This is a genomic window from Parapedobacter brassicae (assembly GCF_051400755.1).
Classification (GTDB): Bacteria; Bacteroidota; Bacteroidia; order Sphingobacteriales; family Sphingobacteriaceae; genus Parapedobacter.
Genome location: NZ_JBLFFL010000008.1, coordinates 31,990 through 44,728, shown reverse-complemented (window position 1 = coordinate 44,728; position 12,739 = coordinate 31,990). Strand labels below are relative to the sequence as shown.

Sequence of the window (12,739 nt, the reverse complement as noted above, 5' to 3'; positions counted from 1 at the left end):
GTAATACAAAGAAAAGTTTTTAACCCGTTGGCATTTGTTAATTAACGTTAAAGTGTGATACGATAATGATTAGAATGTTACGCCTATTCCATAACTCCGTTAAATTTGTTACACGTGTTATACCTAACAGTCGCGGACGTTCGGCTTTTGTTGCACCGTTTCACTCGAAATCCCTATCTTCGTACCGATGGATAATTTTATCGTTTCGGCCCGCAAATATCGGCCCGCCACGTTCGATTCGGTGGTTGGTCAGCAGCATATTACCGTTACCCTCAAGAATGCGATCAAGAATAAGCAACTCGCCCAGGCATTTTTGTTCTGCGGACCCAGGGGTGTCGGAAAAACCACCTGTGCGCGTATTTTGGCGAAGACCATCAATTGCAGCCAGCTGACCAACGATATTGAAGCCTGCGGCCAATGCGAAAGCTGCAAATCGTTTCTGAATGGCAATTCATTCAGTATCCACGAGTTGGATGCCGCATCCAACAACTCGGTGGATGATATTCGCAATTTGATCGACCAGGTACGCATACCGCCGCAAACCGGCAAGTATAAGATCTACATCATCGATGAGGTGCATATGCTGTCGCAGCAAGCATTCAACGCCTTCTTGAAAACGCTGGAAGAGCCACCTGCTTACGCGATCTTTATTCTGGCAACCACCGAAAAACACAAAATACTGCCCACGATACTTTCCCGTTGCCAGATTTTTGATTTCAACCGCATCAAGGTTGCCGATATGGCTGGTCACTTGGCCGCTATTGCAAAGGAAGAAGGCGTGTCCTATGATGCGGATGCCTTGCATATCATCGCCCAGAAAGCAGATGGCGGGTTACGCGATGCGCTGTCGATGTTCGACCAGATCGTCAGCTTCGCCAATAAGCAGGTCACCTACCAAGCGGTGATCGACAACCTCAATATGCTGGATTACGACTATTATTTCCGGCTTACCGACGCGATCATTGCGGAGGACTCACCCTCGGCCTTGCTTATTCTCGATGAGATCCTGTCGCGTGGCTTTGATGGCAGCCATTTCATCAGCGGCCTGGGTTCGCACTTCCGCGATCTGCTGGTCGCGAAGGAACCTGCTACACTGAAATTGCTGGACACGAGTGAGACCATCCGCCAGCGTTATCTCCAGCAGTCCCAGCAGGTCTCCGCTGGTTTGCTACTCTCGGCACTCAATATTGCCAGCCAATCAGAAATGAATTACCGCACCAGCAAAAACCAACGCCTGCAAGTAGAATTGGCTTTGCTGAAGATGTGCCATGTCGCCTCGGCGATCCAGCTGGCAAAGAATGGGGCCGCCCAAGTCACGATGCAGGTGGCCGAAAAAAAAAAGCCCAGTGAATCCATAGCAGCCGCAGCGCCGACGGCACCAGCCGCGGCCCCCGCGCCGGTTGCGTCAACTGCACGGCCTACACCACCTGAAGGAACTGCCCAAGTGGCTACGGCATCCATATCGCCCCAGTCCCCCAGTCCGCAATCCCCGGTCATCGATCCCCCATCACCGGCCACCGATCCCCCATCACCGGCCACACCAACCGAACGTTCCTGGGGTCAGGTGAAGCTCGGCAATGTCATCCCCGATTTGACTAAAATTTTCGAAGACAAGCAGGCTGCTCCGCAAGCGGACGAACCCAAGTTGCTCACGGGGGAAGAGCGTGAATCCTTCACCTACGACGACCTGCTAACGCATTGGCATGCATTTGCCGATAAGCTGAAAGCGGAAAACAAGATCAACCTGTTTACACTGATGACCGCCAATCCGCCCGAACTGTTGTCTGGCTCCCAAGTAGGGGTTGTGGTGGAAAATCCCATCCAGCAGGAGCTGTTGAATACCTCCAAGATTGATATCCTCAATGAGCTGCGGGCGAGGCTTCGTAATTTTGCCATCGACTTGGTACCCAAGCAAGTGACCAACGATGTAGCGCGCAAACCCTATACGGCTCAAGAAAAATATCAAGCCATGGCGGCGAAAAACCCAACGCTAGATGTATTGCGTAAAACGTTCAACCTGGGGTTGGAATAATTAAAATGTCCCGGCCGTCTAGGCCCTCTGCAACCCGTCGCGCCGAAACGGCTATTTGCTTGTCAAAAACTGCTGTCTTTCTTCCGGTGTGGGAGGGAGACCAGACCCGTGAAGCGACCAGTGATGAAGTGGCCGAGCTCCGCAGGGAGAATGCCCGCCTGAAGAGACCCTAGCCGACCTGGTGCTGCATACCGGTGCACCTACTGCGGCTATTTCCACCTTATTAATCGGAAATAATGTTTCTTTATATGATATTTACGTGCTTTCGAAGTATCCTCAAAAAACCTCCGAAGTCACTTTCGGAAGTGTCCGAAGCAAGTTTTTAAACCGGCTTCGGAGACTTTTCGGACGCTCCGAAGTCGGTTTCTGAAGTGACCAAGCGTCATTTTTGGTGATTTTTAACAAAAAAAAGCCGCCCCGGAACATCGGGGCGGCTGGGGAATCCGATTTGCGGAATCCGTTTTACCGGTTTTTCTCGAAAGTTAAACCATCGATCACCGCTTTGACATGCTTGCCGGGGTAAAACAGTAGGCGCTTGCGGAAAATATTGCCCGCGGTCACCTCCTCTTCGGTCTCACTTCCCGTGCTGTTGCTGCCCAGACGGAATGCGCCGAGATTGCCCAGGCGTACGATATACCCGTGTGAGATGTTGCGGGGGATTTCGCGCACGAGGCTCTGCAATACGGCATAGACATCGGACTCGGTGAGCGATGAGGAGTACGAAATGTCTGCCGCCAGGTTTTCAAGTGTGATCTCGCCGGCATGGACCGGCCGTGCATAGAACTTCTTCGGTGCGTCCGGGTCCCCCGGCTTACCGATTTCCAGAATGTTGTACTTAATTGCCATTGTTAAAAAATTAAAATGTTAAAAAATAAATATCAAGACAAAGATCTATGGATTTGCAAACTGCTCTGTCGGAATTGGCGGTTTTGGCGGGATTGACGGTTTTGGCGGGCGGGTTAGTACAAAAAAAACCGTGGCGGCAATCGACCGCCACGGTTTTCCCATAAAATCTTTCGCTGTCCCGGCAAACCCTTTGCCGGATGTCTGGGTCAGGATCGGTGCATGAAGCGGGAAATTTCCGCTACCGGAATGCCCAGACACTCAGAGGCCTGATAAACCGTTACATGCTGGTGTTTATCCAGATAGGCAACCTGAGATGTTGGAAGAAGAATAATTTTTCTTTCCGCTGCAAATTCTTTTTTATATTCGTCGGTAAGCTAGCCAAATCAACTTAAGGCTGGCTGTTGTCAATCATGAATAAGCTTGCTTGCATTATACATCATGGGCGCAATTAGTAGAGGGCTGCATAATACGGTGCTTTGCTGGTGCTTATTGATATGCAGCCAGATCGTAACAGCCCAGGAGCGGTTGGAAGAAACGTTGATAGCGAAATTTGACCGGTTGACCGCATCCGCGCTTAATGAGGAACGTTTTCAGTCCACGTGTTCGGTGATCGACCGAATGGAAGAATACGACGCTGTCGTCGGGATGAAGTATACAAACCGGCTGATAGCCATCGTCCGCCCAATGAACCGCCGCAAATGGATGCACGCGCTGTTAACCAATAAATATGAAGTTGCCCAGTTGGTCTATCCCTTTCGGGATTCGGCAGCGGCAATCGTCCGTGAGCTTCAGCGAAACGCAGGGGATATCCAGGATATCATTTTCCGTCAAACCATGGTATATAGCGTACATGCCTATATGCAAGCCGGATCGCCAGACCTTGCGGATGAGTTCGCAGGGGTGGGTATACAGGTATGCACAGCCCAGCAAGACTCGTTAAATTTAGCCATGTTGTATGCGCTCAAAGCCGAGTTATTATATAAACAGCAAGCAGATTCGGTAAACGGGGCACTGGAATACGCCTGGAAAGCCCAGGCAATTTCCAAAGGATTAACCAACAAAACAGCGCTTTTTACTTCGTCTTATTCGGCAGCCCACATCGCCTATGTGAATAATCCGGCAAAGTTAGTGGCAGCGCTGGAACAGCTCATCCCTTTATCCAAAGATTCGTCGCTGATTAAACAGCATTTTCACGATCAGACCTTTTTCACATTTGCCAAACCGGATTTTACCATCTACTTGGATTTGATGCGGCTGAACCTGGTATTGATGGATATACCGAGCGCGAGGCGCATGTATCAAGTCATTGAAGCGACACTACTGGCCCGCAAACGTAAAACCGGGATACTGAACAACAGGAGTCTGGGTATGTTGGTTTCAGACCGGGCAGTGATTGAGGCATTTGCAGGAAGCAAACGGTTGACAGGCGAATTGCTGGATTCTTGCCGCGCGTATTTTGCTCCGCTTCCCGAGACGGATATCCCATCCATAAACTATTTTCTTGCCCGCGCGCTGTGGAATGAAATGAACGCGCAATACCCGGCAATGCTTAAGAGTTTGGAAATATTGAAATCCAAGTATGTAGGAGCTGTGCTTCCCTTGTCGTTAACCACGTTGTTTGCCCATGCGTATGCCCTTAACGGATATGATGAGCGTGCACGAGTTTATTTTGACCGTGCTGCGGGAGAACTGAACCAGCGGGAGTATTCTGTCGCAGGTTATTATCATTATCAATACTACGCCGACTGGCTCTACCGGAAAGAGAACTACCGGGCATATGCAGGTGCGCTAAAAACATTCTACAGCATCAAAGACTCCATCGCAAACATCCGGCAAATGCGGGATATCAGCAACATACAAGCCCAACGATACGTCAAGGAACGTGATTTGGAAATCGCTTATCTGAAGAAGATTCAGGAAACCGATGACCAGATGAATCGGCTGATACGGGGAGGTGGGCTGACGGTCTTAGCCGTCCTGATATTGGCGATAGCACTTCTTTACAGCCGCAACCTGCAACGGCGGAAAAGCAACCTGATCCTGCAAGAAAAAAACGACCGCATCAAAACCCTCATCCGTGAGTTGCATCATCGGGTAAAAAACAATTTGCAGGTAATAAGCAGCCTGTTAAGTTTACAATCGCTTAAAATGGAAGAAGGGGCGGCCAGGCAAGCGGTTGCAGAAGGCCAACGTAGGGTAGAGTCAATGGCATTGATCCATCAAAAACTTTACCAGCATGAGGATATCACCGGCGTGGACATGAAAGCTTATATACACGATCTGCTCCAGCATATCGTGTATGGCTTTGGCGTTGCGGATATCGAACTGAAGATCGACGTCGAAGCCGTTTTGATGGATATCGATACCGCAGTGCCGCTGGGGTTGATTATTAATGAGTTAGTTACTAATTCACTGAAACACGGCATCGGGAAAAAGGGTGGAGATCAATTGTCGATAGGGCTTTATAACCGGGAGGATGGTTACCACGTTACGGTTGCCGACAGCGGCCCCGGGTTGCCCGAAGGATTTGATATCACGAGTTCACCGTCGTTTGGCCTGAAGCTCGTAGCCGAACTGGTGCGCCAATTACAGGCAACGATCAGGTGGGAGGGGGGTGGTGGTGCATCGGTCGATTTGATAGTACCTAAGTCGTAGCTAATGGAAAGTGTGAGAATTTTAATTATCGAAGATGAGGCCATTGTTGCCCAAGATCTGGCTGCCCGGCTCGAATCGGCTGGCTACGCAGTGGCCGCGGTGGTTGACAACGGCGAAGAAGCAGTTGCGAAATGCTTACATATTGAGCCTGACCTCGTTATGGCAGACATCCATTTAAAAGGTAAAATGGATGGTATACAAACCGTAGAGCGGATTAATCAAACGAATGCCGTGCCGGTGATTTACCTGACGGCCTATGCCGACGCTCAGATGTGGGAGCGCGCCAAGCAAACCCGGCCTTCTGCCTACCTGACCAAACCCTTCCGTGAGCGCGATATTCACAGCGCAATAGAACTGGCCGTTACCCGGCATCGGGAAAAACGGGACGGCCCTGCGTTGCATGCTCCCAAACCAATCGATCATTTTTTTATCCGGATAGAAAACGGGCGCTTCGAAAAGTTGGCACTGGAAGACCTGCTGTATCTGGAAGCAGATCGCAGTTATTGCCATGTGTATACCCGGCAGCAGCGTGTTACGCTATCCGAACCCCTGAATAAGTTACAGGAAAGAATCTCCCATGAGAATCTCGTCCGTATTCACCGCTCTTACGTGATTAACACGGTTGCTGTGGAGGCTATCGACCATAATACCGTAATCATAAACGGCATTGTATTGCCTATCGGCCAATCGTATGAAGCCGACTTCTTTTCCAAAATCCAATTTATTCGCTAACCGCCCCAAGGGAATCAAATTATCAGCGTTGGGAAACCGGACAGCCCTGTTCGGAAACTATTGCTATGATTTCTTCCGGGTTATTGAAAGTTTTGTGTTGTTGGTGTAATTAACGTCGTCCATAAATTCAACTTAAAATTTGCTTTCATGAAAAATAGCCGGTGTAAAGAACGTGCCCAAAAGCCGGAAACCAGGCGGTAGAAAATACTCACTTGTGAGTACTTTTAGCCACCCCATTTCACTCATCCACTGAATAAAAGAATAGACAAGCATTCTACTTCAAACTGAAAAAAACGAAATGAAAAATAAGTACCTAATCGATCTCTTTCAGATCATTGTATTTGCCTTTATCCACTTGGTCGCCAATGCACAAGAGGGTAATATCAAACGTTATTATTATAATAGTGGACAACTTCTCGCTGAAGGCCCAATGATCAACCTCAAACGGGAAGGCGAATGGAAAGAATATCACAAAAATGGAAATCTGAATGCGGTAGGTAAATTCAAAAGCGACAAAAAGCATGGTAAATGGCGTTTTTTCAATGAAAGTGGCGTTTATATAGGTACGAATACCTTCGCACATGGTGAACTCATACCCTCCGACAACGATATCGGCAAATTTGAAATAGAGGGTATCTCCAATATTTTCTTCCAAAAAGAAGGTGAATATGATCAAGCCTCTTTTAGTGTAGCGCTTTTAAGATACACCTTTGGAACGCCAACCTTTAGAGGCTACATCGGTGGCGGCGCAAGCTGGATTGACTTACCGTATTACCAAGTTGCGTACAAAGACAAAAGTGTTTTGACTGATATACCCAATGAATATCCCAGGGACAGCACCATCGTTTCTATGGGAACAATATCGAACCTATCGGCAACAGCCGGCTTTCAAGGTGAGATTCCATTAGATTGGACCAACAGACCCTATAACGGGTTTAACGTGGTTTGGGACGCGGGTGTAAACATGGGCTTCTTCAACAATTCGAGCGAAAAGGGAAGTGACAATTTTGTTCAACGAACATTTGACGATTTCGTTGCGGAACCCATGTTTAGTGTCAAAGGTACGATAGGATTGGAAATGTACTTGTCTGATGAATTTGGCATTGGCCTTATCGGTGGGTTAAACTACCTTTTAATAAAAAAAGAGGTGAATTCGTCTTATTATACCGATGAAGCCGGATCCTTTTCATTTAATGCCAAGCCTATATCGACCAAAACGCTATTGCCCTTTGTTGGATTGAAGCTGATATTTCGGGATTAACAAATATCCTTACAGATTAATATAGAGAACAATACTCCCACACCCTAAAAAAAGCAATTATGAAAAAAATGCTTCCAATAACGATCTTATATATATTACTGTGGACAACAGTAAAAAGCCAAAACAACTTGGATTACTTGAAACAACATACAGAAGATTTTGTCTACGTTTATTACGAAGAAATGACTCCTGAAGAACATCAAAATCACACTAAGGATTTTACTAAGAATTCAATTCGTTTGACAGGGAAAAGCAGCTCGATGACCGCTGATTGGAAAGATTTGACGGATATCTTTAGAATCCAATATCCGAGACCATCAAACTTCGGAAAAACGACAATGCCCGCTATAGCTCTTAAGAGTGTGGCTGGTCAACAGTTTGTTCTTGTCCCTAAAATAGGCACTGATTTCACCGGATTACTTAATTCGCTAAGGACTGTTGCTGCAAATTCCGGCGCGGCGTTATCGGGGTTAGATTGGCATACACTAAAGCCGTCTTTGACTGAAGTCTCCGATAATAATCCCAAAATCACTAAGCTTAACAAGCTATTAAAGAAGACCGTTGGCCAAAATATAGAATATGAATTGGATGTATACGGTGAAAGCTTCACGCAAATTCTCAAAAATGAACTTTATTGGCAGAAGCAGGAACGCATTCATATGAGGTCAGATACTAGTCATTTCGAGGGAACGGAATCAAGTACTCCGGAGTTGTTTACAGCATCAAAAATCCCTTGGTACGCGTTGCATTCAATCAATGTAAATGAAGTCCCAGCTAATGAAGATTTAAAACTTCTACAGATTCATTTTTCTGAACTGATACAGAACTACAGGTACACAGTCAAAATCTCTTCTTTAATGGACGAAGCAAAAGAAGAATATTCTGATGATGATTTCATCGAAGAGGACCTTTTAACAACTGCTATTGATCTTTATATTATGGCAGAAGACACAGACGAAATCAAACAGCTAATCACAGCATTGTCACAGATGGACAAGACAACGTATGAGTAAAGACGTCTAAAATCCATCGAACTGGAGTCCCTTGTTCTATAACTTCATCAGGCTAGCTAAAATCAGATCGATATGAAAAAGGCACTTCCTATTTGTGGTTTTATGATGTTTGTGATGTATGTTATGGCAACTCAAGCCCAAGACGCTCCAACACCTCCAAATAATCAAAACGACACGACCGGTTCTAACTCCAACACCACAATTAAAGGTGCGAAAATCAACAGAGGTGTCGACACCACTCGAACCAATACCTACTTGATTGAATACGATTTCCGAACCGGGCTGTATAACAGCAATAATCTGAAGATAAAAGTAAACAAACCGGTCGTTTTCAAAATTAAAAACATCAATAGATTGGCTTATAAAGTGGAGATCACCGCCGCAGACTCAGTCATCGGATATAGTGATTTAGAAGGCCTTTATGAATTGATAAACAGCGAAGAACGGGAACAAATCGCGCAACAGCTGCAGTCGGCTGAATCCACCGCATCCCCTCCCTTGGCCACCCCTCCGCCTTTAACCAGTGACGACACCAGTGGACTTAAAAATGGTGACCTGTTAAAGCAGATCAATGGGGCCAACGCATCTTATTTAAAAAGTATCTCAGAAGCATTGGATTCGATAAAAAATAACAAAGAAATACGATTCGATACATTGCTCAATAAGGACAGTGTCATTAATGCCAACTTTGCCGCAAACCTCCCGTTCCATTTCGAGGTACAACGAGAGCTCACCATCCTTTACCTACAGTTGTCGAAACTTCACAGACAGCTCATTGAATTTGGTGAAACCTATCTATATGTGCGCACGGTTATCAACTCGCCTATACTGCCCTTAGATTCCATGCTGGCGATCAAAGCCAAACTGGATGCTGTACACACGATGTTTGACCAACATAAAAATATCATGCACGATTTCAACATCAAGACCCGGCAATTTCAAAACTTATATCAGGCATTGAAATCCAACCCCGAGTTGGGAAAGCTTTTCAACTATGGAGGTGTCATAAAATTAGGATACATAGCTGATCATCAGCATACGGAAGTGGTCGCCTTAAAGGAACAAGTCGATAAGATCGGGTTTGATAAGATAAAAGGTGAAATGATGCAAATACACCATCTGCTAAATGATAACGTAGCAGGCAAGTCGATATTTGAATATGTTTCAAATCCTATCCAAGCCACTAAGGATGTTATCGTATTTGATGTTAAAATCTCAAAGAAAGAAAAAGATAATTCGTTGTTCTACAACGAACGTCAATTTACACACCGGGAGTTTACAAGACACGGCGTCAGGCTTGACCTGAGTGTTGGAGTATCCGGTAGCTTTCATAGTAGCAACTATGCCTACGATCTTCAATATGATTCCCTCGGAAACAAGAAAATAACCAAACAAGATAAGTCGCTGTTCACGCCGTCATTTGTGGGATTCTTTACGACTAGTTACCGTAGCTCAAACCATTGGACAGGCGGGTTGAGTATAGGCTTAGGCATAAGCGCGAGTGAGGGCACATTTACTTTCGATAACTTTTTTCTAGGAGGCAGCTTGATTGTAGGAAAATACGAGCGTGCTTCACTAACCAGTGGAGTATCATTCAGAAATCTGCCCACACTAAATAAGGACTATCGTGTGGGACAGACGGTCTCCGACACCTACACACCGGACAATGTGACAACAAAATCCTACAGGCCCGGATTTTTTATCGCGATATCGTATAACATCACCAAGGGCGTACGGGATAATATTAAGCAAGTAAGATCCTTTTTTTAAGTGATTTCTCTAAATGTGCCCCATTATTAGGGATTAAAAACGAAAACGTATGAAGACAATGCTTCTGATAATATTCTTGACGTTAAATATCATTCGCGGGCACACGACAACAACCAACGTGGAGACTTTCCGCGCGTTCTCTATCCTGACTTCCGATAGGTGGCTGCTTCATGACAACGCATTATGTTTTCACAGTGATTGATTGTTTAACTTGCTTCACAAACATATGGAATGATAATTTATTTAGTAAAAATAGCTGGATTAAAAGGTAGAAAACATCTTTCTCACCTTAAAATGGATGCCTTTCATTGACGTTACGGGTAGAAAACGGTCAATCGGTTTCTGTTTCTGTTTAATTGATTATCGCCCACCCTATCTTTGTTATTAATGTCATCAAACCCACTTAAGTATATGAGCAAAAAAAACGTGCTGTTTACGCTGATTGCCGTTCACGCATGTTCTTTTCTGTTACAGGCCCAGACGACAGACGAGACCCTTGCACGGCTAAACCAATACGGCAACACCTATCTCCATTTTTCCGATAGGCAACTGGCCGCCGAAGATCCGGTAGAGATGGTGTGGGACTATACCTACACATTTTATCCCGATCGGCTGGAAGAAAAGCTCGTTTTTTCGGGTGTGATGACTGATTCGGGTCAGAAATACTACGAAGACGTCACGACCTCCACACTGTACTACAAGGATATTTTACACGATGACTCCGTCGCTTCCATCGCGGATATAACCCGTATGCATCCTGAAGGCTCCATCCATCAGCTTTACATACCCGTGACGCAGTACCACCAGCGCGAAGAGGTTGTATTGTCCCACCGCGAAGGGGAAGCGGGCAAGGTCACCGAAAGAAATCCGAAAGGTGACGGCACGCAGTTTACGCTGCGCTGCATTGGCGATGAAGGAAAGAAAAAGGCTGATATGGTGGTGGCGGCCATCATACGCATGGCGAAGGGAATAAAATGATATTTACTACAAATAAATTAAAACAAGATAAATATGAAAATTCTATTCAGGGTTATGCTTTTATCATTTTTTTGTGTTAGTATGGTTGGATTTAGTTCATGTGAGCCAGCAGAACCGCCCGCACCTCAAAACAAAGTGAAGCCGTATTGCTATCTTGAAAATGGTGAGACGGTATGCTATGAGAATCCGAAATAGACTACGTATCAAAAGAAATCAATCGTTACAAAGAAAAATCCAATAGGTATTTACAAATGATCTTGAAAATACACAATACTCCAATCCCGCGGAGCAAAACATGCGCATGAATTGGACTGATGTAAAGTGTGGGGTGTTATGCTTGCTGGTCGTCGTTTCTGCATTCGGGGCAGGTACAAACAGCAACACCCTCCCAAACCAGCAGAATACACTGACCTCGCTGGCGAACAGCATAAACACACTGCAACGGCAGGCCAGCGGTAGCCGGTACGGCGCGGGCGAAGATGCCATCCGGCTGGGGTTTGCCGGTGACAATTTCAGCGCGGTGGGCGATAGGACGTTCCGCTACCGGGCCGTTTTCAGTAAACAGGGGAAGCCGCTGGAAATCATCGATAAGACGGTCGACTTCTCCACCGTCGCCTCCATCTACCCGTTGCCTGTTTCAGCTGACGGTACAGGGGCAATAGCCGTAGATTTCTCAGGGCCGGAACCCGGTCGGCTGCTATTCTACTATCCCGACAAAGGCGTCGCCGACGGCAAACTGATGAATGCCCTACTGGATTTGATCCATGCGGTAAACAAGGCGAAAGGCGAGGATTTGGACGGACTCTATGCCGATTGGAAGGAATTGGTACAACGAGCCGGGACCCACGAATCCATCTCGCAGTTCATCGCTAAACACCCCGATAGTTTCCTCCGTGATTTTGCGCGCATGGTACGCGATAGCAAACAACGGCAAAAAGATTGACTGATGGCTACATACACATATCCCTCACCGCCCGATACCTCCACCTTGCAGGTAGTCTATGGTAACTACGCCGGTGTATACGGCTTACTGCAATTGTTTTCAACAGGTCTACCGGAGTTGCAGCTCAACTTCTCTCCCGAGCATTTCATGGCTTTTTACGACGACTTCCGGGAGCGCGAAACCGCTGTTGACCTTGCTTCCCCCGAAGACGTGGAACCTGCGGTTTACTGGATAGAAGGGAAAGACTGCTGGATACGGGTCTGTCTGGAAGCACACGAAGGTTACTATGGCTGGAATTGCTTTACCTCAGCGGATAGGGTGGGGCATTACAGGGCGTATTTTTTTCACATGTATGACCCTAGGTAATCACGCCCAACCTTGCTGAATGCTCCGGGATATAAGATCTGCCGGTGTGCCGCCCATTTTGATAGGGGAAATATCGGTATGCATCCCCAATGTGCGGAGAATACCCCTGTCCGCTCCGGTTTGTATGGTGGTGACCTGCTGAA

Annotated in this window: 10 protein-coding genes; 9 read left to right on the top strand and 1 reads right to left on the bottom strand. The window is 46.5% G+C overall.

Annotation, left to right across the window (positions count from 1 at the left end; all coding sequences use genetic code 11):
- Window positions 1-187 precede the first annotated feature (187 nt).
- Window positions 188-2,032, top strand: coding sequence for a DNA polymerase III subunit gamma/tau (locus ACMGDE_RS17685; RefSeq protein WP_436834156.1), 1,845 nt, complete (start codon window positions 188-190; stop codon window positions 2,030-2,032).
- 462 nt (window positions 2,033-2,494) lie between these two features.
- On the opposite strand, the gene ACMGDE_RS17680 is transcribed toward ACMGDE_RS17685, so the two are convergent.
- Window positions 2,495-2,878, bottom strand: a complete 384-nt coding sequence (locus tag ACMGDE_RS17680; protein WP_436834155.1) for an HU family DNA-binding protein — start codon at window positions 2,876-2,878, stop codon at window positions 2,495-2,497.
- 438 nt (window positions 2,879-3,316) lie between these two features.
- Here ACMGDE_RS17680 and ACMGDE_RS17675 point away from each other — a divergent pair, with 438 nt between their 5' ends.
- The 8 genes from ACMGDE_RS17675 (at window position 3,317) to ACMGDE_RS17640 (ending at window position 12,596) form a co-directional block, all read left to right on the top strand.
- Window positions 3,317-5,533, top strand: a complete 2,217-nt coding sequence (locus ACMGDE_RS17675; protein ID WP_436834154.1) for a sensor histidine kinase — start codon at window positions 3,317-3,319, stop codon at window positions 5,531-5,533.
- A gap of 3 nt (window positions 5,534-5,536) precedes the next feature.
- On the top strand, window positions 5,537-6,265 hold the full coding sequence (locus ACMGDE_RS17670) for a response regulator (RefSeq protein WP_436834153.1): 729 nt from the start codon (window positions 5,537-5,539) through the stop codon (window positions 6,263-6,265).
- A gap of 298 nt (window positions 6,266-6,563) precedes the next feature.
- Window positions 6,564-7,526, top strand: coding sequence for a toxin-antitoxin system YwqK family antitoxin (locus ACMGDE_RS17665; RefSeq protein ID WP_436834152.1), 963 nt, complete (start codon window positions 6,564-6,566; stop codon window positions 7,524-7,526).
- A gap of 59 nt (window positions 7,527-7,585) precedes the next feature.
- The gene (locus ACMGDE_RS17660) at window positions 7,586-8,539 is read left to right on the top strand and encodes a hypothetical protein (RefSeq protein WP_436834151.1); all 954 of its coding nucleotides are present in this window, start codon (window positions 7,586-7,588) and stop codon (window positions 8,537-8,539) included.
- 72 nt (window positions 8,540-8,611) lie between these two features.
- Entirely contained in the window at window positions 8,612-10,309 is a 1,698-nt protein-coding gene (locus ACMGDE_RS17655) for a hypothetical protein (protein WP_436834150.1), read from the top strand.
- 411 nt (window positions 10,310-10,720) lie between these two features.
- Window positions 10,721-11,287 carry a hypothetical protein gene (locus ACMGDE_RS17650; protein ID WP_436834149.1) on the top strand — a complete coding sequence of 189 codons (567 nt, stop codon included), beginning with the start codon at window positions 10,721-10,723 and terminating at the stop codon, window positions 11,285-11,287.
- Window positions 11,288-11,582: 295 nt separating this feature from the next.
- Entirely contained in the window at window positions 11,583-12,230 is a 648-nt protein-coding gene (locus ACMGDE_RS17645; protein ID WP_436834148.1) for a hypothetical protein, read from the top strand.
- A 3-nt stretch (window positions 12,231-12,233) separates the two neighbouring features.
- Window positions 12,234-12,596, top strand: coding sequence for a hypothetical protein (locus ACMGDE_RS17640; protein WP_436834147.1), 363 nt, complete (start codon window positions 12,234-12,236; stop codon window positions 12,594-12,596).
- Window positions 12,597-12,739: the final 143 nt, after the last annotated feature.

Coding starts and splice junctions, on each gene's coding strand:
- ACMGDE_RS17675 (WP_436834154.1), top strand. CDS start 3,317: ATGGGCGCAATTAGTAGAGGGCTGCATAATACGGTGCTTTGCTGGTGC.
- ACMGDE_RS17655 (WP_436834150.1), top strand. CDS start 8,612: ATGAAAAAGGCACTTCCTATTTGTGGTTTTATGATGTTTGTGATGTAT.
- ACMGDE_RS17650 (WP_436834149.1), top strand. CDS start 10,721: ATGAGCAAAAAAAACGTGCTGTTTACGCTGATTGCCGTTCACGCATGT.
- ACMGDE_RS17665 (WP_436834152.1), top strand. CDS start 6,564: ATGAAAAATAAGTACCTAATCGATCTCTTTCAGATCATTGTATTTGCC.
- ACMGDE_RS17685 (WP_436834156.1), top strand. CDS start 188: ATGGATAATTTTATCGTTTCGGCCCGCAAATATCGGCCCGCCACGTTC.
- ACMGDE_RS17660 (WP_436834151.1), top strand. CDS start 7,586: ATGAAAAAAATGCTTCCAATAACGATCTTATATATATTACTGTGGACA.
- ACMGDE_RS17640 (WP_436834147.1), top strand. CDS start 12,234: ATGGCTACATACACATATCCCTCACCGCCCGATACCTCCACCTTGCAG.
- ACMGDE_RS17645 (WP_436834148.1), top strand. CDS start 11,583: ATGCGCATGAATTGGACTGATGTAAAGTGTGGGGTGTTATGCTTGCTG.
- ACMGDE_RS17680 (WP_436834155.1), bottom strand. CDS start 2,878: ATGGCAATTAAGTACAACATTCTGGAAATCGGTAAGCCGGGGGACCCG.
- ACMGDE_RS17670 (WP_436834153.1), top strand. CDS start 5,537: ATGGAAAGTGTGAGAATTTTAATTATCGAAGATGAGGCCATTGTTGCC.